The organism is Micrococcus sp. KT16 (assembly GCF_003315015.1).
GTDB lineage: Bacteria > Actinomycetota > Actinomycetes > Actinomycetales > Micrococcaceae > Micrococcus > Micrococcus luteus.
In genome coordinates this window covers 259,852-283,218 of the sequence record NZ_QNRG01000001.1, presented here as the reverse complement: position 1 = coordinate 283,218, position 23,367 = coordinate 259,852, and the positions used below count along the sequence as shown (strand labels likewise).

Below are 23,367 nucleotides of genomic sequence, written 5' to 3'. Positions count from 1 at the left end.
ACACCCCGCGCCGCACACGACGACGGCGGCGCACCGGTCCGGTGCGCCGCCGTCGGGGGTGGCGGGTCAGTTCAGGCCGAGCGCCGCCCGGACCACGCCGAGCCCGAAGTACGCGACGAACGCGAGCGCCACGAACCACAGCAGCGGGTGCACCTCGCGGCCGCGGCCCTGGCCCGTGCGGATCACCGCGTAGGCCACCACGCCGGCGCCGATGCCGTTGACGATCGAGTAGGTGAACGGCATGAGGATGAACGTGAGGAACGCCGGGAAGGCCGCGCCCGGGTCGGACCAGTCGATCTGCACCACGTGCTGGCACATCATGAACCCGACCACCACGAGCGCGGGGGCCACGGCCTCGAACGGCACGAGGTGGATGAGCGGGGAGAGGAACACGGCCGCGAGGAAGAACAGGCCGGTGAACACGGAGGCCAGGCCGGTCCGGGCGCCCTCGCCGATGCCGGTGCCGGACTCCACGAAGATCTGGTGCGCCGAGCCGGAGGCGCCACCGCCCACCGTGACCGCGAGCGCGTCCGCGGCGAGCACCCGGTTCAGGTCGGGGATGGAGCCGTCCGGGTTCACGGTGCCGGCCTCGCGGGCCAGGCCCACGGAGACGCCCATCGCGTCGAAGAACACGGAGAGCAGGATCGCGAACACGAGCAGGGAGGCCATCAGCCCGCCCACGGAGGTGAAGGCGCCGAACAGGTCCACGCTGCCGAGCAGGTGCAGGTCCGGGGCGGTCCACTCGGGCAGGGAGGGGGCGATCAGGGACCAGCCGGTGGGCACGGCGTTCCCGTCGGCGTCCACGGAGGGGCCGATGTGGAACACGGCCTCCAGCACGTTGGCGAGGATCGTCGCCGCGACGATGCCGATCAGGATGGCGCCGCGCACCTTGCGGATCACGAGGACCGCGGTCAGCAGCAGCCCGACGACGAAGACCAGCACGGGCCAGCCCTCGAGCTCGCCGCCCGTGCCCAGGCCCACCGGGACCGTGGTGTCGGCGGCGTCCGGCAGTCGCCGCACGAACCCGGCGTTGACGAGGCCGATCAGTGCGATGAACAGGCCGATGCCCACCACGATGCCGGACTTCAGCGCCTCCGGGACCGCGTCGAACACGGCGCGGCGGAAGCCGGTCACCACGAGCAGCAGCATCACGAGACCGGCGAGGGTGACGAGGCCCATCAGCTGGGGCCAGGTGAGTCCCGGCGTCGTGGCGATGGTGATGGAGACGAACGCGGAGACGCCCAGGCCCGCGGCCACCGCGAACGGGTGCCGCGCCCACACGCCCATGACGATGGTCATGACGCCCGCCACGAGCGCGGTGACGGCGGCCACGGCGGGGATGCCCAGGGTGTTCCCGGCCGAGTCGGGCCCGGACAGGATCAGCGGGTTCAGCACCACGATGTAGCTCATCGCCAGGAACGTGGCGAGGCCGCCGCGGAACTCCTGGCCCACCGACGAGCCGCGCTCGGTGATGCGGAAGTACCGGTCCAGGGCGCCGCGGGGAGCGGCGGTGGACGGGGCGGGCGAGGGCGGTGGAGAGGCGGTGCGGGAGGCCATGGCACCAGCGTAGTGACCCGGTCCCACGACGATGGCGCGCGTGCCGTCCCGCTACGCTCGCGGGCATGCGTCCCCGCTCCGCCTCCGCCGCCCGCACCCGGGAGGCGCTGCGCGACGCCGTGCAGATCTACGCCCCCTCCACCGTCTACGCCGTCGGCCTGGGCGCCATGACGCCCGCGCTCGCGGTGGCGGCGCTGGCCCTCGGCCTGGACGCGGCGCGGGCGGCCGCCGTCGTGCTGCTGGTGGGGCTCGGCTCGCTCGTGGCCAACGGGCCGGCCTCGGCGCTCGCGGCCCGGGCGGGGGAGCGGGTCACCATGGTCGTCTCCGCCGTGCTCGGCACGGCCGGCGCAGGCCTGGCCTGGGCGACGACGGCCGGGGTGTCCTCCGGGCCGTCGGCGGCGGGGGTGGCCGAGCCGGGGCGGCTGGCGCTGTTCCTGGCCGCGGTGCTCGCCGTGGGCATGGCCGGGGCCGGGTTCAACCTGGCCCGCCAGGCGTACCTGGCGGTGGCGGTGCCGGCCACGCACCGGGCCCGCGCGATGTCCACGCTCGGCGGGACCGTGCGGATCGGGACGTTCCTGGGCCCGTTCCTGGGCGCCGCCGCGCAGGCCCCGCTCGGGCTGGACGGCGCGTTCGCCGCGGCCGCCGCGGCCATGGCCGTCGGCGCCCTGCTGTGCCTGCGGATCCGGGATCTGCCGGTGCCGGCGTCCGATCCGGCGGCGGGGGAGGACTCCGCCCCGGCCGGTCGACCCCGGCTGCTGGACGTGGCGCGCGCCCGGCGCGGGGCGTTGCTCACGGCCGGCTTCGGTGTCGTGGCCGTCTCCGCCGCCCGCGCGGCGCGCAACGCCGTCATCCCGCTGTGGGCCACGCACCTGGGCCTGGACGCGGCGACGGCGTCGCTCGTCTTCGGCCTGGCCGGCGCGGCGGACCTGCTGCTCTTCTACCCCTCGGGCCGGCTCATGGACCGCTTCGGCCGGCGCGCTGTGGCGGTGCCGTGCCTGGCCCTGCTGGGGGCGGGGTTCCTGGCGATCAGCCTCACCCGGGAGCCGACGGCGTTCGCGGCGGCGGCGGTGCTGCTGGGCATCGGCAACGGCTTCGGCGCGGGGATCGTGATGACCCTCGGGGCGGACCACTCGCCGCCCAACGCGCGCGCCCCGTTCCTCGGTCTGTGGCGCTCGATGTCCGACGCGGGGATGCTGGCCGGGCCGCTGCTGCTCTCCGGGGTGACCGCCGCGGCCGGGCTGGCCGTCGGCGTCGGCTCCCTCGCGGTCGTCTGCGGTGTCGGAGCGGTCGTGTTCGCCGCGGTGCTGCCGCGCGGGCCGGGGGCCGTGGCGGACCCGCCGGCCGTCGTCGTGCGCTCCCGCTGACCGGGGCGCCGGGCCTTCGGCTCAGTCGGCGGTCTCGTCCGGGGGGATGGTCTGCCCGGAGGCCTGGTCGTCGAAGACCATGTACGTCTGCGTGTCGACGACGCTCGGCAGGGTCTGCAGCTCGTCGAAGATCACGCGGCGCAGGTCGGCGGTGTCCCGCGCGCGGACCAGCAGGATCACGTCCATGTTCCCGCCCACGAGGGAGACGTGGGAGACCTCGGGGATGGCCAGGAGCGTGGCGCGCAGCTCGCGCCAGTCGTGCTGACGCAGCTTCATGGTCACGTGGGCGGAGGCCCCGAAGCCGACCTTGACGGGGTCGACCCGCACGGTGAAGCCTGTGATCACGCCCGCGTCCTGCAGGCGGTTCAGGCGCGAGTAGCAGTGCGCGCGGGAGATGTGCACGCGCTCGGCCAGGGCCGCGACGGACATCCGCCCGTCCTGCGTCAGTTCGCGGACGATCGCGCGGTCCACGCGGTCCAGCGGCTCGGCGGCCATGGCTCCTCCTGGGGCGGGGCGGACGGGGTCGGCCACGCGGCGGCGGACCGTCTCCGTGGCGCGAGTCACCATAGCAGTTCGTCTGATGGAGTGCCTGGTTTGCACCCGATTGTCTCGTGATACCGGGCGGGCGAGCGACACATTGACCCTCTTGGGCACACTGAAGGCCACAGATCGAGAGGACCCGCCATGAGTGACCCCACCCCCGCCGTGCCCGGGGCCGCCCGGACCGACGAGGCCGAGACCCGCCCGAACGCCGGCGCCGCCTTCGGCATCTCCCTCGAGGAGTACCTGCTCCCCGCCGCCCGCCGCATCCAGCTGATCGGCGAGGACGGCACTCTGCTGGCCCCGGAGGAGCAGGGCACCGAGCCCGGCCACGAGTATCCCCTGCCCTCCGACGAGGAGCTGCTGGCCGCCTACCGCCACCTCGTCATCGGCCGCCGCGTCAACGACCAGGCCTACGCCCTGGTGCGCCAGGGTCGCATGGCCGTCTATCCGTCCTCGCATGGCCAGGAGGCCTCCGAGGTCGCCGCCGCCGTCTGCCTGGGCGAGCACGACTGGCTGTTCCCGACCTACCGCGACACCGTGGCCGTGATCGCCCGCGGCGTCCCGCCGCTCGAGGTGATGGTGGCCTACCAGGGCACCTGGCATCAGGGTTACGACCCCCAGAAGCACCACGTCTCCATCCAGTCCACGCCCCTGACCACCCAGATGCTGCACGCCGTCGGGATGGCCAAGGCCGCCCGCCTGCGCGGCGAGGAGGTCGTGTGCCTGGCCATGGTCGGCGACGGCGGCACCTCCGAGGGCGACTTCCACGAGGCGCTGAACTTCGCGGCCGTGTTCAAGCTGCCGGTGATCTTCTTCGTGCAGAACAACAAGTTCGCCATCTCCGTGCCGTTCGCCAAGCAGTCGGCCGCCCCGTCCCTGGCCCACAAGGCCGTGGGCTACGGCCTGGCCGGCGAGCGCGTGGACGGCAACGACCTCGGCGCCCTGCTGGCCGTGCTGGGCCGCGCCGTGGAGCTGTGCCGGCAGGGCCAGGGCCCCTTCCTCGTGGAGGCGGACACCTACCGCATGCAGGCGCACACCAACACGGACGACCCCTCGCGCTACCGCGACGACGCCGAGGTGAAGGAGTGGGAGGCGCGCGACCCGCTGCGCCGCATGACCGCCTACCTCGAGTCCACCGGCGCCCTCACCGAGGAGGTCTCGGCCCAGATCACCCGCGACGCGGAGGACGTCGCGCAGCAGCTGCGCGACGCCATGAACGCCGAGACGGAGCTCGATCCGCTCGAGCTGTTCGACCACGTCTACTCCGTGCAGACCCCGCAGCTCGCCGCCCAGCGCGCGCAGCTGGCCGAGGAGCTGTCCCGTTCCGAGAACCAGGAGGCCTGAGCATGGCGACCCTGACCTTCGCCGCCGCGCTCAACGCGGCGCTGGCCGACGAGATGGCCGCCGACGACATGGTGGTGGTGTTCGGCGAGGACGTCGGCACCCTCGGCGGCGTCTTCCGCATCACGGACGGGCTGACCGCGCGCTTCGGCGAGGAGCGCTGCTTCGACACCCCGCTGGCCGAGTCCGGCATCGCGGGCATGGCCGTGGGCATGGCCCTCGGCGGCGCCCGCCCCGTGATCGAGATGCAGTTCGACGCGTTCGCGTACCCGGCCTTCGAGCAGATCGCCTCGCACGTGGCCAAGATGCGCAACCGCACCAAGGGCGCCACGCCCATGCCGATCACCCTCCGCATCCCCTACGGCGGCGGCATCGGCGGCGTGGAGCACCACTGCGACTCGTCCGAGTCCTACTACGCGCACACCCCGGGCCTGAAGGTGTACACCCCGGCCTCGGTGAAGGACGCGTACATGATGCTGCGCTCGGCCATCCGCCTGGACGACCCGGTGGTCTTCATGGAGCCCAAGAAGATGTACTGGACCAAGGCCGAGCTCGACCTCGACCAGCTGCGCGCCGAGTTCGAGGAGGGCTGGGCCCGCGTCGAGGACAAGAAGGAGCACGGCGAGGCCTGGGCGCGCGCCGCCGTCGTCCGCGAGGGCACGGACGTCACCCTCGTCTCCTACGGCCCCTCCGTGCCCACCTGCCTCGCCGCCGCCCACGCGGCCGCGGAGGAGGGGCTCTCGGTGGAGGTCGTGGACCTGCGCACCGTGAACCCGCTGGACGAGGACACGATGGCCGCCTCGGTCGCCAAGACCGGCCGCGCCGTCGTCGTCGCCGAGCCGCAGGGCTTCGCGTCCGTGGCCTCCGAGCTGGTGGCCCGGATCCAGCAGCGCTGCTTCCACTCGCTGGCGGCGCCCGTGGGCCGCGTGACCGGCTTCGACATCCCGTTCCCCGCGCCGAAGCTCGAGGAGCACCACCTGCCGAACATCGACCGCATCCTGGACGCGATCGACGACCTGAACTGGGACCTGGACGCCGAGGAGGCCCGCGCATGAGCAACACCTTCCTGCTGCCCGACCTGGGCGAAGGCCTGACCGAGGCCGACATCGTCCGCTGGCTCGTCGCCGAGGGCGACACCGTGGCCGTCGACCAGCCCATGGTCGAGGTCGAGACCGCCAAGGCCCTCGTCGAGGTGCCGAGCCCGTACGCCGGCACCGTGCTGACCCTGCACGGCGCCGAGGGCGAGACCATGGACGTCGGCAGCCCGCTGATCACCATCGGCGCGGCCGGCGAGTCCGGTGAGGGCTCCGCGCCCGCCGCCGGCACCGAGGCCCTGGCCGTCCCGCCGGCCACCGGTGCGGCCGCTGCCGAGGCCGCCCGCCCCGGCGCGCTGAGCTACCGCGAGGAGGAGATGGCCGGCGTCCAGCCGAAGCCGGACAAGGCCCGCGGCGGCGACGGCGACGTCGCCGGCTCCGACGACGAGGCCTCCGGCGCCGTGCTCATCGGCTACGGCACCTCCGGCCACAGGGCCACCTCCCGCAGCCGTCCGTCCAAGCGCGGCCGCGGCGCCGCCCGCCCGACACCGGCCCCCACGGCCGGGGCCGGCGCCCCGCGCGTGACCTCCCCGATCGTCCGCAAGCTCGCCCGCGAGAAGGGCGTGGACGTGGCCGCGCTGACCGGCACGGGCCCGGACGGCCTAATCACCCGCGCCGACGTGCTCGCCGCGGCCGAGGGCTCCGCCCTGCAGGCCGCCCCGGCCCAGGCCCCGTTGGTCGCAGCCGTCCCGGCGGCCGAGGCCGCCGCGCAGCCGGGCGCCGTGGACGGGCGGACCGGCCTGGCCGTCGTCGCCCGCACCCCGATCTCGGGGGTGCGCAAGGTGATCGCGGACCAGCTCTCCCGCTCGCGCCGCGAGGTCCCGGAGGTCACGGCGTGGCTGGACGTGGACGTCACCGCCCTGCTCGAGCTGCGGGCCTCGCTCAAGGCGAAGGACTCGGAGAACGCGCCCTCGCTGCTCGGCCTGATCGCCCGCTTCACCCTGGCCGGCCTGCGCCGGTACCCGGTGATGAACGCGCGCATCGAGGCGGGGGCGGACGGCAAGGACGAGATTGTGGAGGTCGACGGCGTCCACCTCGGCCTGGCCGTGCAGACCGACCGCGGCCTCATGGTGCCGTCCGTCGAGCACGCGGAGAAGCTGTCCGCGGACGAGCTCACCGCCGCGATCAACGACACCGTCAGCCGCGCCCGCGCGGGCCGGGCCGCCCCGGCCGAGCTCACCCGCGGCACGTTCACGCTGAACAACTACGGCCCGCTGGGCACGGACGGCGCCACGCCGATCATCAACGTGCCCGAGGTCGGGATGCTCGGCATCGGCCGGATCATCGACCGCCCGTGGGTCGTGGACGGGGAGATCGTGGTCCGCAAGGTCACCGAGATGACCGTGACCTTCGACCACCGCGTCACCGACGGCGCCACCGCGAGCGCGTTCCTCACGTTCGTGGCGGACTGCCTCCACGATCCGACGGCGGCCCTCGCCCGGATCTGATCCGGACGGGCCCGGCCCGCCCCGACCCCTGACGAGCCCTGCGATGTGGCGGCCATTCCTCGCGGATGGCCGCCACATCGCAGGGCTCGTCGTCTGGCGGGGGTGCGGTGAGCGTGCGGGGAGGGGTCAGTCCGCGCGGCCGCGGCGGAAGGCCGTGCCGAGCGCGCCCCACAGCAGGACCGCGGGGGAGGCGCTGAGCAGGATCCCGGCCGGCTCGGCCGCCGGGTGGGGGCCGGCGCCGCTGGTCGCGGGGGTGTCGAGGGTGAGGGCCAGCAGCGTCAACCCGGCCGCCAGGCCCGCGACGCCCAGGGACCAGAGCGTGGCCTCCACGCCGCGGGCGCCGCGTGGTGCGGGCCGCGGTGCGCCGTCGTACCGGGCGAACGGCACGGCGAGCAGCCCCCAGGCGGTGGACACGAGCGCCGCGGCGGCCATGTCCGACGGCCGGTGCCAGGCCTCCGTGTAGGCGACGGCGCCGGTGCAGGCGCTGACCACGGCGCCGAGGACGGTGGTGAGCGGTCGCCACCGGGCGGGCACGAGCAGCAGCGCGGCCACCGCGGCGCCCGTCGCGAGCGTCATGTGGCCCGAGGGCAGTGAGTTGCCGCCGGACCACGGGACCCCGTCGGCGTGCTCGGGCCGCGGAAGCGCCGCCTTGAGCAGCTGCGTGGTGAGGTTGGACCCGACCAGCACGAGGAGGGCGAGCAGCCCCCGCCGCCGCCACCGGGCCACGGCGAGCGCGCCGAGCGAGGCCAGCGCCATGCCGACCGCCAGCCCGAGCGGCAGGATCCGCACCACCTGGGAGGCCACGTCCGGCACGGTGTCCGCGTAGCGCTCCTCGACGGCGCGGAACACCTGGTACTCGAGCACCTGGCCGGCGGAGGACCACACCAGGGCGGCGTAGACCAGCACGACGCCGGCCACGCACGCGGCCAGCGCCAGCCACCACGTCCACGAGGGGAGGCGGCGGGGGGCGCGGGCGGTGGGGGGCATGGGTTCCATTGTGTCGGACGCGCAGCCGTCATGCAGGCTTCATCGGACGGTCACGCCCCCGTCGCCGTCCCGTCCTCCGCGCCCCTGAGCCGCCTGCCTAGCCTGGGGCCATGACCCGCGTGCCCCCCGCCCACGGACATCGCCCGGCCCTCCGCGACTCCACCGGCTCGGCTCACGGCCCGGGCGTCGAGCCGGGCGCCCGGCCCCGTCTCTCGGCCGAGGACCTGCTGGCCGCCCGGGACGCCCTGGCCCCCTTCGGCCGGCTGAGCCGGCAGGAGCCCATCGAGTGGGCCGCCGAGGAGCCCCTCGCCCCGGACCTGGCCGACTTCTACCGCTACGTGGGACCGGAGTGGCTGGAGATCGACACCCTCGGCCTGCCCGTGATGTTCTTCCCGCTGGACCGCCTGTGGGACGAGCAGGCCGGCTACCGGTGGAACCCCCGAACCGGTGCGCTGCTGGTGGACTGGAACGACGACTGGACCGTGGTGGCCAAGCAGGGCGCCGACCCGTTCATCCACGCGGCCTCCACCGGCCAGGTGCTCATGGCCCCGGGAGACGAGGGCTGGGAGGACCGCCTGGACGAGCCGCGACCGGTCTTCCGGGACCTCACCGAGATGACCCGCGCGCTCGCGGCCGTGGGCACGGCGTGGGCGCGCTTCGACGACCCGTTCACCGCCGACTGGCATCTCACCGAGGAGGTGACGGCCGCCGTCGTCGCCGGCCTGGAGGGGGTGCTCGGCGCCCACGACCGCGCCGTGGACCTGGCCCGAGCCCTCGGCTACCTCCGCGCCGTCTGAGCGTCGGCGCCGACACAGACAGTCCCACCCCGCCGGCGCCCGTCGGAACGGGAGCCGAGCGCCCTTCCTACACTGGCCGCATGAGCACCGCCCCCGCCCTGCCCCCGCTGCCCGGCGCGCCGGGCGGTCCCGCCCTGCCGAGCGTCGAGGAGCTGCTGGCCGACGCAGTCGCGGTCGCCCTGCCGATGCGCGTGCGGTTCCGCGGCACGGACCTCCGTCACGCCCTGCTGCTGCGCGGCCCGGCGGGCTGGGCCGAGTTCTCCCCGTTCCCGGAGTACGGTCCGCACGAGTGCGCCGCGTGGCTGGCCGCCGCGATCGAGGCCGGCTGGCAGGGCTGGCCCGGCCCGGTCCGCCAGACCGTCCCCGTCAACGCCACCGTGCCCGCGGTGGCCGCGGACGACGTCGAGGCCGTCCTGGCCCGCTACGGCGACGGCATCACCGCGGTCAAGGTCAAGGTGGCCGAGCACGGACCCGAGGGCGGTCTCGTCCCCGGCGGCCGCGAGGCCGACCTGGCCCGCGTGCGGCGGGTGCGCGCGCTGCTGCCCCACGCGCAGGTCCGCGTCGACGCCAACGCCGGCTGGACGCCCGCCGAGGCCGTCGACGTGCTCACCGCGCTGGCCGACGTCGGCCTCGAGTACGCGGAGCAGCCCGTGCCCGGCATCACCGCCCTCGCGGAGGTCCGCGCGGAGCTGCGCGCCCGGGGCGTCCCCACCCCGATCGCCGCGGACGAGGCGGTCCGCAAGGCCGAGGACCCGCTCGCCGTCGCGGCCGCCGGGGCCGCGGACCTGATCGTGGTGAAGGTCCAGCCGCTCGGGGGCGTGCGCCGCGCCGCGGCGATCGTGGCGGCCGCGGGGCTGCCCGCGGTGGTCTCCTCCGCGCTGGACACCTCCGTGGGCATCGCCGGCGGCGCCGCGCTCGCCGCCTGCCTGCCGTCCCTGCCGCACGCGTGCGGGCTCGGCACCGCGGCCCTCTTCGAGCACGACGTCGTCGCCCCGGCCTGGCGCCCGCGCGCGGGGGCCCTCCCGGCACCGGGGGAGCGGGCACCCGCCCCCGACCCGGAGCTGCTCGACCGCATCCGGGCGGACGGGACGCGGCAGGCGTGGTGGGCCGACCGCCTGCGCGCGGCCCACGCGGTGCTGGCCGCGCAGGGCTGACGAGCCCGCCCGGTCCCCGTCGACGCGGGGCATGTGAGCCGGATTACAGCATGTCGACGGGGCGAAATCCGGCGGCCGGGAAGAGTTCAACTCGCGGCCACCTGGGCGTGGCTCGCCGCTCGGAGCGAGGGGCCAAGGTGATGGCGGCCCCGGCCGGTCTCACCCCGGGGTCGTCTCCGGCCCGGCACCGGACCCCGGACCATCCCCACGACGCGAAGGACCCCGTCATGCTGAAGCGCCTCCTCCCCATGGCCGGCCACACCCGTGGCAACCGCTCCGCCGTCACGTGCGAGCTCAAGTGCGGCAACGCGTGCGCCCACCCGGTGCCCAACACCTCGGCGAACCCGACCTTCCAGCAGATCGCGGAGACCGCCATCTCGCGCCGCTCCGCCCTGGTCGGCGGCACCGGTCTCGCCGCCGCCGTCGTCATCGGCTCCCAGGTGGCCCAGGCCCCCGAGGCGCTCGCGGACAACGGCCGGCGCCCGACCGGCGGCGGCAAGCTCCCCTTCGAGCCCATCGCGCCGGTGAGCCGCACCGTGGACACCATGACCGTGCCGGAGGGCTACGACTGGGGCACCGTGATCCGCTGGGGCGACCCGCTGTTCGCCGACTCCCCGGAGTTCGACATCGAGCACCAGACCGGTGCGTCGCAGGCCGCCCAGTTCGGCTACAACAACGACTACCTGAACATCATCACCGACGGCGGCAACGACCGCTCCGGCTACCTCGTCTCCAACCACGAGTACACCAACGAGAACATCATGTTCTCCCCGGAGTACATCGCCTCGAACTTCGAGGACGTCGTCAACGTCGGCCTCCAGGCCCACGGCCTGTCCATCGTGGACCTCAAGCGCGCCAAGCGCGGCGCCCCGTGGGAGTACGTCCGCGGCGGCCGCCGCAACCGCCGCATCACCGGCACCACCGAGTTCGAGGTCCGCGGCCCGGCCGCCGGCCACGCGCTGCTCACGACCGTCGAGGACCCGACCGGCACCCGCGTGCTGGGCACCCTGAACAACTGCGCCGGCGGCACCACCCCGTGGGGCACCGTGCTCTCCGGCGAGGAGAACTTCAACCAGTACTTCAAGGGCCGCGGCACGGCCGAGGAGAAGCGCTACGGCATCTCCGCCGCCGCCACCAGCCGCGGCTGGGAGAAGGTCCACGACCGCTTCGACCTGACCAAGCGCGGCTACGAGAACGAGGCCAACCGCTTCGGCTGGGTCGTCGAGATCGACCCCGAGGACCCGACCTCCACGCCCGTGAAGCACACCCTCCTGGGCCGCTTCAAGCACGAGGCCGGCACCGCCGTGATCTCCCCGTCCGGCCACGCCGTGGTCTACTCCGGCGACGACGAGCGCCACGACTACCTGTACAAGTTCGTCTCCGCCGAGAAGGTCCGCGAGGGCGACAAGAAGCACAACATGCGCCTGATGGACAAGGGCACCCTCTACGTGGCCAAGTTCTCCGGCGACTCCCCGGCCGCCCAGATCGACGGCAGGGGCACCCTGCCCTCGGACGGCGCCTTCGACGGCTCCGGCGAGTGGATCGCCCTGGCCGACGAGAAGACGTCCTTCGTCCCGGGCATGTCCCTGGCCGAGGTCCTCGTCTACACCCGCCTCGCGGCAGACAAGATGGGCGCCACCAAGATGGACCGCCCGGAGGACGTCGAGACCAACCCGGTCACCGGCAAGGTCTACGCGGCCCTGACCAACAACACCAAGCGCACCGCCGTGGACGAGGCCAACCCGGTCATCGGCAACCGCGACGGCCACGTCATCGAGATCACCGAGCGGGGCGGGGATCACACCTCCACCACCTTCACCTGGGTCATCCTGCTGCTCGCCGGCGACCCGGCGGTCTCCTCCTCGGCCTACTTCGCCGGCTACCCGAAGGAGAAGGTCTCCCCGATCTCCTGCCCGGACAACCTGGCGTTCGACTCCGAGGGCAACCTCTGGATCTCCACCGACGGCCAGCCCGGCACCATCGGCTACGCCGACGCGCTGCACAAGGTCACCCTCGACGGCGCCGAGCGCGGCCGCGTCCAGCAGTTCCTCGCTGTCCCCCGCGACGCCGAGACCTGCGGCCCCGTGATCCACGACCGCGACAACTCCGTGTTCGTCAACGTCCAGCACCCGGGCGAGGACGGCACCTGGGGCGCGCACACCTCCTCCTTCCCGGACTTCCTGAGCCCGACCGGCCCGGTCCAGGTGGGCGACAAGGTCGCAGCCCCGCGTCCGTGCGTCGTCCAGGTGTTCAACGCCACCGGGAACAACGGCATCGGCAAGGGCGCCGGCAAGGAGAAGGGCAACAAGGGCAAGGGCAACGGCAAGGGCAACGGCAAGGGCAACGGCAACGGCAAGGGCCCGAAGGGCTGACCCCCGCCTCCGCGAGGACCCTCGACGAGGCCGTCACGGCCGGCGCCACCGCGTCACCGTGGCGGCCTCGCCGCGTCCGGGGCCCGTCCGCGCCCGGGCCTAGACTGGTGGCCACCATGACCTCCGTCGACTCCCTCTCCGTGGCGCGCGCCGTCGCCACCGCCCTGATCGACGCCGGCATGCGGGACGCGGTGGTCTGCCCCGGCTCCCGCTCCGCCCCGCTGGCCTACGCGCTCGCGGCCCTCGAGCGCGCCGGCGAGGTCCGCCTGCACGTGCGGGTGGACGAGCGCTCGGCCGGCTTCCTCGCCCACGGGCTCTCGCTGGCCTCGGGGCGCCCGGTGGGCGTGCTGACCACCTCGGGCACCGCCGTCGGGAACCTGCTGCCCGCCCTGATGGAGTCCATCCACGCCGGCACGCGCGTGATCGCGCTGACCGCGGATCGTCCGCCCGAGCTGCACGGCACCGGCGCGAACCAGACCACGGACCAGAGGGGCGTGTTCGGCACGCACGTCCGCCATGCCGCCTCCCTCGGCTGCGACGCCGCCGACGGCGTGGATGCCGAGCAGCATCTGCGCCACGTGCGGGCCACCGTGCGCCGGGCCCTGCTGGCGGCCGAGGGGGTCGTCGCCGAGGCCGGTTCCGACGACGGCGCGCCCGGTCCGGTGACGATGGCAGAGGCCCCGGCCGGGCCCGTCCACCTGAACCTGCACTTCCGCGACCCGCTCGTGCCGAGCCCTGAGGAGGCGGCCGCCATGGGCGCCGCCGCGGCGCCGCACACCCCTGCTCCGGCCGTCGCCCCGACCGGCGCGAGCCCGGCCCCCGCCGCGTCGACCTACCGGGCGCCCGGGGCGGTGCTCTCGGGGCTGCCCGAGCTGGACGTCGCCCGCCTGGACCAGCGGCGCACCGTCGTGCTGGCCTGCCACGGCGCCGGCCCCGTGGCCGCGGCCTTCGCGCTGTCCCTGGGCCTGCCCCTGCTGGCCGAGCCGTCCTCGAACGCGCGGTTCTCCGCCAACGCCATCGCCGCCTATCCGCTCCTGCTGGGCGCGGCCGGCGGGCGCGACGCGGACGCACACCCCCTTGCCGCCCGCATCGAACGGGTCGTGCTGTTCGGCCGGCCCACGCTCACCCGGACGGTCAACGCCCTGCTGGCCCGCCCCGACGTCGCCACGGCCCTGCACGCCCCCGAGCCCGCACCATGGTTCGAGCCGGGCCGGCGCCGGGAGACGCCCGTGGAGACCCTCGAGGAGCTCGCCGCCTTCGCCGGGCAGGGCGAGCCCGGCTGGCTCGCCGCGTGGCAGCACGCCTCGATGCGCGCCCAGGCCGCCGTGGAGGACGCGCTCGTCACCACCGACGCCGGCGACCGGCTCAGCCCGCAGACGGTGGCGCACGTGAGCGCCGCCATGGTCCGGGGTCCGCTCGTGCTGGGCTCGTCCTCGGTGATCCGGGACGTGGACCTGACCTGGCGGCCCCCCTCGGCGCCGGACGCGGAGGTGTACGCCAACCGCGGGCTCGCCGGGATCGACGGGACCGTCTCCACGGCCGCGGGCGTCGCACTGGCGCGCGGACGGCGGACCGTGGCCCTGCTCGGCGACCTCACCGCCCTGCACGAGGCGGGCGGCCTGCTCGTGGGCCCCACCGAGACCGAGCCGGACCTCGACCTCGTGGTCGTCAACGACGACGGCGGGGCGATCTTCGCGAGCCTCGAACACGGGGCCGTGGCCGAGGCGCCCGGCATGGCGGACCCCGTCGAACGGCTCTTCGGCACCCCGCACGGCGTGGACCTGGCCGCCCTGGCCGCCGCGTACGGCCTCCCGCACACGCGGGTCACCGACCGCGTCGACCTCGTCCGGGCCCTGTCCGACCCGGTGCGCGGCCGGCGTCTGCTCGAGGTCCGCTGCGACCGCGCCGACCGCCCGCGCGTCGCCGCCGCCCTGGCCGCGGCGGTGCGCGCCACGTTCCCGCCCGCGTGCCCCGTCCCGGACCCCGCGCCGGACGCCGGCCCGGCCCCCGCCCCGCCCACCGCCGAGCTCGCCGCCGAGGAGGCCCCCCAGTGACCGGCACGCCGACGTCGCCCGCGCCCGCCTCGACCCCCGCCGTCGTGCGCCGTGCCGACGTGCTGATCTCCGGCTGCGGCCCCGCCGGCGCCACCGCCGCCGCCCACCTCGCCGCGGCGGGGCTGGACGTGGTGGTGCTCGAGAAGACCGCGCACCCGCGTGAGAAGGTCTGCGGCGACGGCCTGACCCCGCAGGCGGTCCGGGAGCTGCAGCTGCTCGGCGTGCCCCACCGGGGTGAGCCCGGCGACGACGGCGGCTGGCGCGTCATCCGCGGCCTGCGGCTGCGCGCGGGCGAGCGCAGCGTGGACGTGCCGTGGGCGCCCACCCAGACGTGGCCGGACTACGCGCTCACGCGCACCCGCCGCGATTTCGACGCCCTCCTGGCGGACCTGGCGCGCACCCGCGGCGCCGAGGTCCGCGAGCGGCACGCCGTCACCGGCGTCGTGCGGGACGAGGCCGGACGCGTGGTCGGGCTGGACGCGGAGCTGATCGCGCCGAACGGCCGCAAGACCGGGGAGACCGCCCGCTTCACCGCACCGATCGTGCTCGCGTGCGACGGCGTCTCCGCCCGCGCCGCCGTCTCCGCGGGCCTGCACCGCCGCGAGGACCGGCCCATGGGCGTGGCCGTGCGGGCCTACTACACCGCCGGCGCCGCCGTCGACGGGGCGATCCCCGCCCCGCCCGGCGACCGGGGGGAGTGGATGGAGTCCTGGCTGCGCCTGCCGGATGCCGAGGGCAACCCGCTGCCCGGCTACGGCTGGCTGTTCCCGCTCGCGGACGGCACCGTGAACGTGGGCCTGGGCATCCTGGACACCTCCCCGCAGTTCGGGAAGCTGGACTACCGCGGGCTGCTGAAGTCCTGGACCGGGGCGCTCACCGCGGACTGGGGGATCGCCGAGCAGACGCGCACCTCGCGGATCCTCGGCGCGGCCCTGCCGATGGCGTTCAACCGCACCCCGCAGCACGTGCCGGGCATGCTCCTGGTGGGCGACGCGGCCGGCATGGTGTCCCCGTTCAACGGCGAGGGCATCGGGTTCGCGATGGAGGCGGCCCGCCTCGCCGCGGAGCTGGCGGTGCAGGCGCACGCGGCCGGGACCGACGGCGCCGCGGACGCGATCCTGTCCCGTTACCCGGTGATCACCCAGCACCTGTGGGGCCGCCACTTCGCCCTCGGCGCCCGGTTCGCCCGCCTGATCGGCGATCCGCGCGTGATGAAGGCGGCGCTGGGCGCCGGGATGGCCGCACCCCCGCTGCTGCGGGCCGCGGTGAAGGTCATGGGCAACACGGTGGACGCGCGGGGCGGCGACGCCGTCGACCGGGCCGTCCGCGTGCTCGAGGCGCTCACCCCCGCGCTGACGACCGCGGGCGGCGCGCCGTTGGGTAGGCTTGCCCGGTGACCACCGCAGACCCCGGCTTCGCCCTGCCCTCCGGCTTCGAACCCCTCGCCGAGCATGGCCGTGTCCTGGAGGTCGTGCTGACCGCGCTCGAGCAGGTCGAGGAGCAGCTGGACAGCGCCCTCGGCTTCGACGACCTCTTCTCCGACACCGCCGCCCACCACCTGCTGGCCGCCGGCGGCAAGCGGGTCCGTCCGGTCCTGACGGTGCTCGCCTCCCTCCTGGGCGACCCCGCCCTGGCCTCCGGCGAGGTCGCCGACGTGGACGCGCCCGCCCGCCAGGCCGCCGTCGTGATGGAGCTGACGCACCTGGCCACGCTGTACCACGACGACGTGATGGACGAGGCCCCCGTGCGCCGCGGCGCCCCCGCCGCCCACCGACTGTGGGGAAACTCGGCGGCGATCCTGGCCGGCGACCTGATCTTCGCCCGCGCCTCCCAGCTCATGGCCGAGCTCGGCCCGCGGCCCGTGCAGATCCAGGCGGACACCTTCGAACGCCTCGTGCAGGGCCAGCTGTGGGAGACTCGCGGCCCGGCCGAGGGCGCGGATCCGATCGAGCACTACTACGCGGTGCTCTCCGGCAAGACCGGCTCGCTGATCGCCGCGGCCGGCATGCTCGGCGCGCTGCTGGGCGGGGCCGACGAGGCCGCCGTCCAGGTGATGCGCGCATACGGCGAGAAGGTGGGCCTGGCCTTCCAGCTCGCCGACGACCTGATCGACCTCACCGGCAACGCCGAGCGGATCGGCAAGGTCCCCGGCACGGACCTGCGCGAGCGCGTGCCCACCCTGACCACGCTGCTGCTGGCCCGCGCCGCGCAGGGCGAAGGGCCGGAGGCCGAGGACGCCCGCCGGGTGCGCGCGCTCGTGGACGGGCCGCTCGACACCGACGAGCAGCTGGCCGCCGCCGTCGCCGCGCTCACGGGCCACCCCGCCATCGACGAGGCGTGGGCGATCACCCGCGGCTGGGCGGAGCAGGCCAAGCAGGCGCTCGACCCGTTGCCGGACTCCGCCGTGAAGGCGGCGCTCGAGGCGTTCGCCGACTACGTGGTCGGGCGCTCGGCCTGACGCCGCGGTCGGCGGCGTCGCCGCCTCGATCCGGGGAGGCCGCTCAGTCCAGGCGGGTCGGGGCGGGGTCCAGCGCGGCCGCGAGCTCCCGCGCCTTGCCGGCGCGGACCTCCGGGGCCACCGGGTGGCGCAGCTGCCGGTAGAGCATGTCCCCCTCGAAGCGGGGGAACACGTGCAGGTGGTAGTGCCACACGTGCTGGTTGCCGGCGGGCTCGTTGTGCTGGCGCGTGGAGACCCCGTCCGGGGCCCACGCGCGCTTCATGGCCAGCGCCACCTGCTGGGCCATCAGGGCGATGCGCTGCAGCACGCGCGGGGGCAGGTCGTAGAGGTTCTCGTAGTGCTCGGCCGGGCAGACCATGGCGTGGCCCTCGTGGTCGCCGAACCCGTCCACGGCGATCAGCACGATCAGGTCCTCGTCCTGGTAGACGGTGTCCCCGAGCTCGCAGCGGTTGCCCGGGTCGGAGACGTCGCCGGCCACGAGCCCGCAGAACGGGCAGACGTAGCCGTCCGGGGCGTGGGAGACCGGGGCGGGCGCGGTCACCGGTCCGGCCCCTCGTCGTCGTCCTCGGGGTCCTCGAAGGTCCACGCGAGCAGGTCCGTCAGGAACTCGCTGAAGGTGCCGCCCTCGTCCTGCCACTCGCCCTCGGGCGCGTCGGCGCCGGCGGAGCGCCGCCACACCAGCGGGTCCGGCAACGCCAGGTTGTCCACCGGCAGGCCCCACACGACCGTCTCGTCCGCATCCTCCAGGAACATGAGGAAGCCGTCCCGCACCTCGAGGTCCTCGGGGTCCCACACGTAGTGGTCCGTCTCCATGAGGTCGCCGCAGTTGCCCAGGGCGAGGTAGAACTCGCGGAGAGCAGCCGGGATCATGAGCCCGGCGCCGAGCTGCTCCGCCGCGGGGGACTGGGCCAGCCGGGCGTCGACGTCGGCGGGGGCGAGGCCGTCGTCCTCGGCCCAGGCGTCGCCCAGCAGGTCCGGGACGAGCCGCTGGAAGGCCGGGAGGTACACGGGGGCGGGGGGCTTGGCGGGCATGCCGCCAGTCTAGGCGTGCGCGCCCTGCCCGGCCCGGACCGCCCGACGCTGCAGGCGGGAGGCGTTCAGCTGGTCGAGGGTGAAGACCGCCAGCGAGAGCCAGATGAGCCCGAAGCCCGCCCAGCGGGCCGCGGGCATCTGCTCGCCGAGGACCGTGACCGCCACGAGGAACTGCAGGATGGGCGCCGTGTACTGCAGCATCCCGAGCGTGGTCAGCGTCAGGGAGCGGGCCGCCGCCGAGAACAGGATGAGCGGAACGGCGGTGAGCACGCCGAGCCCGGCCATGAGCCAGAAGTGGCCGGGCCCCTCGGTGACGGTGGTGAGCAGCCCGGCCTGCGCCAGCAGCACGCTGCCCACCACGAACACGGGGATCAGCACCACGGTCTCGGCGGTCATCGCGGTCACCGCGTGCACGGGGGAGGGCAAGCGCTTCTTCACGAAGCCGTAGAGCCCGAACGAGGTGGCCAGCCCGAGCGCGATCCACGGCACCTGCCCCATCGCCGCGGACATCACGACGACGGCGGCCACCGCGATCCCGACGGCCACCCACTGGCCCCGCCGCAGCCGCTCCCCGAGGAAGAGCACGCCGAGCAGGACATTCACCAGCGGGTTCATGAAGTAGCCCAGCGACGCCTGGAGCACGTTGCCCGTGGTGACCGAGACCGCGTACAGCAGCCAGTTCACCGCGATGATCCCGGCGGCCAGACCCGTGGTGCCCCAGCGGCCGGGCGTGGCCAGCGCCGTCCCCAGCTCGCGCAGGCGGCGCATCACGGTCAGCAGCAGCAGGCAGAAGATCAGGGCGAAGCCGATGCGCACCACCACGATCTCCAGGGCCCCGGCGGGCGCGAGCACCGCCATGTAGAGCGGCAGCAGGCCCCACACGAAGTAGGCGGTGAAGCCGAGGGCCAGCCCACGCGGGTCATCGGCCGGGGCGGGGGAGACGGTGGGCAGGGCGCCGGTGTCGGGGGCGGCGCCGTCGGGGGTCACGCCGGGCCGGACAGCGGGGGAGGAGGGGCTCACGCGGACCACTGTACGGTCCGGGTGAGCACTCTCACCCAGGTTCCTCCCGGTCACGGCGGTAGACTGGGGGGTCGATCCCGCGCGCCGGTGCCGGGCCTTGCCCCGCGCTCCGCCGGCGTGCCCCGCCGTCGTCGAAAAGGACCCACCCACCGTGACCGTTCGCCCTGACCGCCCGTTGCGCATCGCCATCATCGGTGCCGGACCCGCCGGGGTGTACACGGCGGACATCCTGACCAAGGAGGAACGGGACTTCCGGGTCAGCATCGACCTGTTCGACCGGTACCCGGCCCCGTTCGGCCTCATCCGCTACGGGGTGGCCCCGGACCACCCGCGCATCAAGGGCATCGTCACCGCCCTGCACAAGGTCATGGACCGCGGGGACATCCGTTTCCTCGGGAACGTGGACTACGGCACGGACCTGAGCCTGGCGGATCTGCGTCGGCATTACGACGCGATCGTGTTCTCCACCGGTGCCGTGCGGGACGCGGCCCTGGACGTTCCCGGGGTGGAGTTGGCCGGCTCGTTCGGTGGCGCCGACTTCGCGTCCTGGTATGACGGGCACCCGGATGTGCCGCGGCACTGGCCGTTGGAGGCCACGCAGGTGGCGGTGATCGGCAACGGGAACGTGGCCCTGGATGTGGCCCGGATCCTGTCCAAGCATGCCGAGGACCTGCTGCCCACCGAGATCCCGGACAACGTGTACCGGGACCTGGCCGCCTCCCCGGTCACGGACGTGCACGTGTTCGGTCGGCGCGGGCCGGCGCAGGTGAAGTTCACCCCGCTGGAGCTGCGGGAGCTGGCGCACTCCCGGGATGTGGACATCGTGCTGTACGAGGAGGACTTCGACTTCGATGCGGCCTCGGAGAAGGCGATCGAGGAGAACAACCAGGTCCGCACCATGGTGGGGACGCTGACGAACTGGCTCATGGAGCAGGAGGACCGTCAGCAGAGCGCCTCGCGTCGGCTGCACCTGCATTTCCTGCAGGCCCCCGAGGAGTTCCTGGACGAGGACGGCGACGGCCGGGTGGACGGTCTGCGGATGCGCCGAATGGAGCTGGACGGTTCCGGTGGGGTCCGCCCGACGGGGGAGACCGTGGACTACCCGGTGCAGGCGATCTACCGGGCGGTGGGCTATTTCGGGTCCCCGGTGGAGGGGGTGGAGTTCGATGAGGTGCGCGGGGTGATCCCGAACGCGGAAGGCCGGGTGCTGGACGCGGACGGCGCCCCGGTGCCGGGTCTGTACGCCTCGGGGTGGATCAAGCGGGGCCCGGTGGGGTTGATCGGGCACACCAAGGGTGACTCCCTGGAGACGATCAAGCATCTGATCGAGGACGAGCCGGGGCTGTGGACGGCCCAGGAGCCGTCGGAGGAGTCGGTGATCGAGCTGCTGGAGTCCCGAGAGGTCCCGTACACGACGTGGGCCGGTTGGCATGCTCTGGATGAGCATGAGAAGTCCCTGGGTGCGCAGGCGACGGAGGCCGGTCCGGTGGCGCGGGAGCGGGTGAAGGTCGTGGACCGGGAGGAGATGACCCGCATCTCCCGCGACGGGGCCTCCGTCCCGACCGCCTGATCCGGGGCGGGCCCTGGCCGCCCCGGCGCTAGGCTTCCGGGGTGGCCCGCCTCCTCGTCGACATCACCCCGCTGCGGGTCTCACCCGCCTACCGGCGGCTGTGGCTCGGCAACACGCTCTCGTACGTGGGCACGCAGCTCACGCTCGTGGCGGTGTCCCTCGAGGTGTTCGCCCTGACCGGCTCCTCGTTCGCGGTGGGCCTGCTCGGCCTCGCCGCGCTCGTGCCCCTCGTGGTCGCGGGCCTGTACGGCGGCGCGATCGCAGACCGGCACGACCGCCGCCGCGTCGCGCTGACCTCGTCGGCCGTCATGTGGCTGACCACGGTCGGCATCGCCGCGCAGGCCTGGGCCGGGCTCGAGTCGGTGCCGGTGCTGTACGCCCTCGTGGCCCTGCACTCCGGCGCGTCCGGCATCAACCAGCCCACCCGCGGCGCGATCATCCCCGCGCTCGTGGGCCTGCCGCTCGTGCCGGCGGCGAACGCGCTGAACATGATGACGTTCTCCGTGGCCCTCATGGTCGGCCCCATGCTGGGCGGCGTGCTCGTGGCGGCGGTCGGCTACGCGTGGACCTACTCGATCGACGTCGTCACCTTCCTCGCCGCCCTGTACGCCGTGTGGCGGCTGCCGTCCCTGCCGCCGCAGCGGGGCGAGGCCGCGCCCGCCTCGGGGGCGCGCTGGGGCCTGGCCTCGGTGGTCGAGGGCCTGCGCTTCCTCGGCTCGCGACCGAACCTGCGGATGACCTTCCTGGCGGACATCGTGGCCATGACGACGGCGTTCCCGCGCGCCCTGCTGCCCGCCATCGGCGCCGTGGTGCTCGGCGGCGGTGAGGCCGCCGTCGGGGTGCTGCTGGCCGCGATGGCGGCGGGCGCGTTCCTCGCGGGGCTGTTCTCCGCGCCGTTCACACGCCTGCATGCGCAGGGCTGGGGCGTGTACGTCTCGATCCTCGTGTGGGGCGCGGCGGTGGCCGCGTTCGGCGGCGTGGTGTGGTGGGCGCAGTCCCTGCCCGACGGCGATCCCCGCCTCACGCTCGCGTTCGCCCTCGCCGCGCTGTGCATGGCGGTGGGCGGGGCCGCGGATTCGCTCTCCGGCGTCTTCCGCGGCTCGATCCTGCAGTCCGCGACCCCGGACCACCTGCGCGGCCGGCTGCAGGGCGTGTTCGTCGTCGTGGTGGCGGGCGGGCCGCGCCTGGGCGAGCTGCTCACCGGCGGCGCCTCCGTGGGCCTGGGGGAGGGGCCGACCCTGCTGGCCGGCGGTGTGCTGTGCATGCTCGGCGTGACCGCGCTGATGCGGTGGCAGCCCGGCTTCCTGCGCTACGACGCGCGGAACCCCACACCCTGAGCGGGCGCGGGGTTCCGTGGCGGGAGGCTGCGAGCCCGCGACCGCCGAGGAGCGCCGAGCCAGACGTTTCTGCCCGTGAGCCAGATGATTCTGCTGCAGATCGGGCCGCGAAACCGCCGAAACGTCTGGCTCGCGGCAGCCTGAGCCGCCGTCCACGGGAGCCACCACGACGACGGCGGCCGGCGGGTCAGCGGTCGCGGTCGGCCTGGAGCGTGGCCGGCACCGCGCCGCCCAGGCGCGTCCAGTGGCGGACGAGGTCCTCGTCCGGGGCCGCCTGGAGCGTCTCGCGGGCCGCCTCCTCCGCCTTCTTGATGCGGCGCTCCAGATCCTGGTCCGCGCCCTCGTAGGCGGCCGCGTGCCGGTGGGAGCGCAGCGATCCGACGTCCTCCGTGCGACGCTCCACCACCGCGAGCTGCTCGGCGATCGCGTCCTGGTTGGCGCGCTGGGCCTTCAGGTTCGCGGGGGCGAGCACCTGGGCCACGAACCCGTGGTCGAGGAGGAGGCCGCGCGGGGCGGCGATGCCGTGACGCAGCGCGAGGTCCACATGGTCCTCGAAGGTCAGGAGCATGGCGGCCTTGGTGAACTTCAGGTCGTCGACCGGGCGGCCGTCCACGCGGGCCCGGGCCCGCGCCCGGCCGATCGTGGTGTCGGCGGACCACACGGCCCCGCGAGGGTCGATCAGGTACAGCATGGGGACTCCTGGTGGGCTCGGAGGGGAGACGGCGTGCGGATCAGCGGAAGTTCACGAACTGCAGGTCCGCGTCCTCGAAGTCCTTGAGCATCGCGATGACCGACTGCAGGTCGTCGCGGGACTTGGAGGACACGCGCAGCTCGTCCCCCTGGATCTGGGCCTTGACGGACTTGGGGCCCTCGTCGCGGATCAGCTTGGTGATCTTCTTCGCGGTGGGCTGGTCGATGCCCTCCTTCATGGTCGCCTCGATGCGGTACTCCTTGCCGGAGGCGAACGGGGCGCCGGCGTCGAGGGACTTGAGGGAGATGCCGCGCTTGACGAGCTTGGACTCGAACACGTCCTTGACGGCCTTGACGCGCTCCTCGGAGGAGGCCTTCATGAGGATCTTCTCGCCGGAGAAGTCGATCTCGGCGCCGACGCCCTTGAAGTCGTAGCGCTGGGCGATCTCCTTCTGCGCCTGGTTCAGGGCGTTGGACACCTCCTGGCTGTCCACCTTGCTGACGACGTCGAACGTGGAATCGCTGGCCACGGGTGCTCTCCTTCAGGGT

General features: G+C 74.5%; 20 protein-coding genes. 12 read left to right on the top strand and 8 right to left on the bottom strand.

From position 1 onward, the window contains the following. Nucleotides 1–66 precede the first annotated feature (66 nt). Nucleotides 67–1,557 carry an NCS2 family permease gene (locus tag DE149_RS01350; RefSeq protein ID WP_036382947.1) on the bottom strand — a complete coding sequence of 497 codons (1,491 nt, stop codon included), beginning with the start codon at nt 1,555–1,557 and terminating at the stop codon, nt 67–69. Between the two features lie 65 nt (nt 1,558–1,622). On the opposite strand from DE149_RS01350, the gene DE149_RS01345 reads away from it, so the two are divergent. Further along, entirely contained in the window at nt 1,623–2,921 is a 1,299-nt protein-coding gene (locus tag DE149_RS01345; protein WP_113913817.1) for an MFS transporter, read from the top strand. A gap of 21 nt (nt 2,922–2,942) precedes the next feature. Here the strand turns inward: DE149_RS01345 and DE149_RS01340 are convergent, their stop codons facing one another. Next, nucleotides 2,943–3,416, bottom strand: coding sequence for an Lrp/AsnC family transcriptional regulator (locus DE149_RS01340; RefSeq protein ID WP_036316705.1), 474 nt, complete (start codon nt 3,414–3,416; stop codon nt 2,943–2,945). Nucleotides 3,417–3,605: 189 nt separating this feature from the next. Between DE149_RS01340 and DE149_RS01335 the strand changes: the two genes are divergently transcribed. Genes DE149_RS01335 through DE149_RS01325 form a run of 3 tightly spaced genes read left to right on the top strand, consistent with a single transcriptional unit; the run spans nt 3,606 to nt 7,347 of the window. Then, entirely contained in the window at nt 3,606–4,808 is a 1,203-nt protein-coding gene (locus DE149_RS01335) for a thiamine pyrophosphate-dependent enzyme (protein WP_113913816.1), read from the top strand. A gap of 2 nt (nt 4,809–4,810) precedes the next feature. Further along, a complete protein-coding gene (locus DE149_RS01330) occupies nt 4,811–5,860 on the top strand; it encodes an alpha-ketoacid dehydrogenase subunit beta (RefSeq protein ID WP_095353660.1) in 1,050 nt (349 codons plus the stop codon). After that, the gene (locus DE149_RS01325; RefSeq protein WP_113913815.1) at nt 5,857–7,347 is read left to right on the top strand and encodes a dihydrolipoamide acetyltransferase family protein; all 1,491 of its coding nucleotides are present in this window, start codon (nt 5,857–5,859) and stop codon (nt 7,345–7,347) included. The genes DE149_RS01330 and DE149_RS01325 overlap by 4 nt, the downstream gene beginning before the upstream one ends. Nucleotides 7,348–7,473: 126 nt before the next feature. On the opposite strand, the gene DE149_RS01320 is transcribed toward DE149_RS01325, so the two are convergent. After that, on the bottom strand, nt 7,474–8,334 hold the full coding sequence (locus DE149_RS01320; protein WP_113913814.1) for a phosphatase PAP2 family protein: 861 nt from the start codon (nt 8,332–8,334) through the stop codon (nt 7,474–7,476). 110 nt (nt 8,335–8,444) lie between these two features. Here DE149_RS01320 and DE149_RS01315 point away from each other — a divergent pair, with 110 nt between their 5' ends. The 6 genes from DE149_RS01315 (at nt 8,445) to DE149_RS01290 (ending at nt 17,169) form a co-directional block, all read left to right on the top strand. Next, entirely contained in the window at nt 8,445–9,131 is a 687-nt protein-coding gene (locus DE149_RS01315; protein WP_036317999.1) for a hypothetical protein, read from the top strand. Between the two features lie 80 nt (nt 9,132–9,211). Beyond that, the gene (locus tag DE149_RS01310; RefSeq protein WP_036318002.1) at nt 9,212–10,285 is read left to right on the top strand and encodes an o-succinylbenzoate synthase; all 1,074 of its coding nucleotides are present in this window, start codon (nt 9,212–9,214) and stop codon (nt 10,283–10,285) included. A gap of 227 nt (nt 10,286–10,512) precedes the next feature. After that, nucleotides 10,513–12,657 (top strand): PhoX family phosphatase, encoded by a 2,145-nt coding sequence (locus DE149_RS01305; RefSeq protein ID WP_199489681.1) that lies wholly within the window; start codon nt 10,513–10,515, stop codon nt 12,655–12,657. 116 nt (nt 12,658–12,773) lie between these two features. Beyond that, nucleotides 12,774–14,711, top strand: a complete 1,938-nt coding sequence (menD, locus tag DE149_RS01300) for a 2-succinyl-5-enolpyruvyl-6-hydroxy-3-cyclohexene-1-carboxylic-acid synthase (protein ID WP_113913812.1) — start codon at nt 12,774–12,776, stop codon at nt 14,709–14,711. Continuing rightward, entirely contained in the window at nt 14,708–16,108 is a 1,401-nt protein-coding gene (locus DE149_RS01295; protein WP_036318070.1) for a geranylgeranyl reductase family protein, read from the top strand. The genes menD and DE149_RS01295 overlap by 4 nt, the downstream gene beginning before the upstream one ends. Further along, nucleotides 16,105–17,169: a polyprenyl synthetase family protein gene (locus tag DE149_RS01290; RefSeq protein WP_041104941.1), complete on the top strand. Its 1,065-nt coding sequence runs from the start codon at nt 16,105–16,107 to the stop codon at nt 17,167–17,169. The genes DE149_RS01295 and DE149_RS01290 overlap by 4 nt, the downstream gene beginning before the upstream one ends. A 43-nt stretch (nt 17,170–17,212) precedes the next feature. Here the strand turns inward: DE149_RS01290 and DE149_RS01285 are convergent, their stop codons facing one another. Genes DE149_RS01285 through rarD form a run of 3 tightly spaced genes read right to left on the bottom strand, consistent with a single transcriptional unit; the run spans nt 17,213 to nt 19,230 of the window. Continuing rightward, nucleotides 17,213–17,710, bottom strand: a complete 498-nt coding sequence (locus DE149_RS01285) for an HIT family protein (protein WP_041104943.1) — start codon at nt 17,708–17,710, stop codon at nt 17,213–17,215. Continuing rightward, the gene (locus tag DE149_RS01280; RefSeq protein ID WP_041104945.1) at nt 17,707–18,201 is read right to left on the bottom strand and encodes a hypothetical protein; all 495 of its coding nucleotides are present in this window, start codon (nt 18,199–18,201) and stop codon (nt 17,707–17,709) included. Before DE149_RS01280 ends, DE149_RS01285 begins: the two co-directional genes overlap by 4 nt. 9 nt (nt 18,202–18,210) lie before the next feature. Continuing rightward, entirely contained in the window at nt 18,211–19,230 is a 1,020-nt protein-coding gene (gene rarD, locus DE149_RS01275; RefSeq protein ID WP_095694887.1) for an EamA family transporter RarD, read from the bottom strand. A 142-nt stretch (nt 19,231–19,372) separates the two neighbouring features. On the opposite strand from rarD, the gene DE149_RS01270 reads away from it, so the two are divergent. Both DE149_RS01270 and DE149_RS01265 read left to right on the top strand, forming a co-directional pair. Beyond that, nucleotides 19,373–20,791, top strand: a complete 1,419-nt coding sequence (locus DE149_RS01270; protein WP_113913811.1) for an FAD-dependent oxidoreductase — start codon at nt 19,373–19,375, stop codon at nt 20,789–20,791. A 41-nt stretch (nt 20,792–20,832) separates the two neighbouring features. Then, the gene (locus tag DE149_RS01265) at nt 20,833–22,128 is read left to right on the top strand and encodes an MFS transporter (RefSeq protein ID WP_113913810.1); all 1,296 of its coding nucleotides are present in this window, start codon (nt 20,833–20,835) and stop codon (nt 22,126–22,128) included. A 187-nt stretch (nt 22,129–22,315) separates the two neighbouring features. Here the strand turns inward: DE149_RS01265 and DE149_RS01260 are convergent, their stop codons facing one another. Together DE149_RS01260 and DE149_RS01255 are read right to left on the bottom strand one after the other, a co-directional pair. After that, nucleotides 22,316–22,819 (bottom strand): hypothetical protein, encoded by a 504-nt coding sequence (locus DE149_RS01260; protein WP_036317679.1) that lies wholly within the window; start codon nt 22,817–22,819, stop codon nt 22,316–22,318. Between the two features lie 40 nt (nt 22,820–22,859). Further along, nucleotides 22,860–23,348, bottom strand: a complete 489-nt coding sequence (locus tag DE149_RS01255) for a YajQ family cyclic di-GMP-binding protein (protein WP_002856881.1) — start codon at nt 23,346–23,348, stop codon at nt 22,860–22,862. Nucleotides 23,349–23,367: the final 19 nt, after the last annotated feature.

Bases quoted from the DNA above. Each gene is read 5' to 3' on its own strand.
- DE149_RS01305 (WP_199489681.1), top strand. From the start codon at position 10,513: ATGCTGAAGCGCCTCCTCCCCATGGCCGGCCACACCCGTGGCAACCGC.
- DE149_RS01280 (WP_041104945.1), bottom strand. From the start codon at position 18,201: ATGCCCGCCAAGCCCCCCGCCCCCGTGTACCTCCCGGCCTTCCAGCGG.
- DE149_RS01315 (WP_036317999.1), top strand. From the start codon at position 8,445: ATGACCCGCGTGCCCCCCGCCCACGGACATCGCCCGGCCCTCCGCGAC.
- DE149_RS01350 (WP_036382947.1), bottom strand. From the start codon at position 1,557: ATGGCCTCCCGCACCGCCTCTCCACCGCCCTCGCCCGCCCCGTCCACC.
- DE149_RS01345 (WP_113913817.1), top strand. From the start codon at position 1,623: ATGCGTCCCCGCTCCGCCTCCGCCGCCCGCACCCGGGAGGCGCTGCGC.
- DE149_RS01330 (WP_095353660.1), top strand. From the start codon at position 4,811: ATGGCGACCCTGACCTTCGCCGCCGCGCTCAACGCGGCGCTGGCCGAC.
- DE149_RS01310 (WP_036318002.1), top strand. From the start codon at position 9,212: ATGAGCACCGCCCCCGCCCTGCCCCCGCTGCCCGGCGCGCCGGGCGGT.
- DE149_RS01320 (WP_113913814.1), bottom strand. From the start codon at position 8,334: ATGCCCCCCACCGCCCGCGCCCCCCGCCGCCTCCCCTCGTGGACGTGG.
- DE149_RS01340 (WP_036316705.1), bottom strand. From the start codon at position 3,416: ATGGCCGCCGAGCCGCTGGACCGCGTGGACCGCGCGATCGTCCGCGAA.
- menD (WP_113913812.1), top strand. From the start codon at position 12,774: ATGACCTCCGTCGACTCCCTCTCCGTGGCGCGCGCCGTCGCCACCGCC.
- DE149_RS01335 (WP_113913816.1), top strand. From the start codon at position 3,606: ATGAGTGACCCCACCCCCGCCGTGCCCGGGGCCGCCCGGACCGACGAG.
- DE149_RS01325 (WP_113913815.1), top strand. From the start codon at position 5,857: ATGAGCAACACCTTCCTGCTGCCCGACCTGGGCGAAGGCCTGACCGAG.
- DE149_RS01260 (WP_036317679.1), bottom strand. From the start codon at position 22,819: ATGCTGTACCTGATCGACCCTCGCGGGGCCGTGTGGTCCGCCGACACC.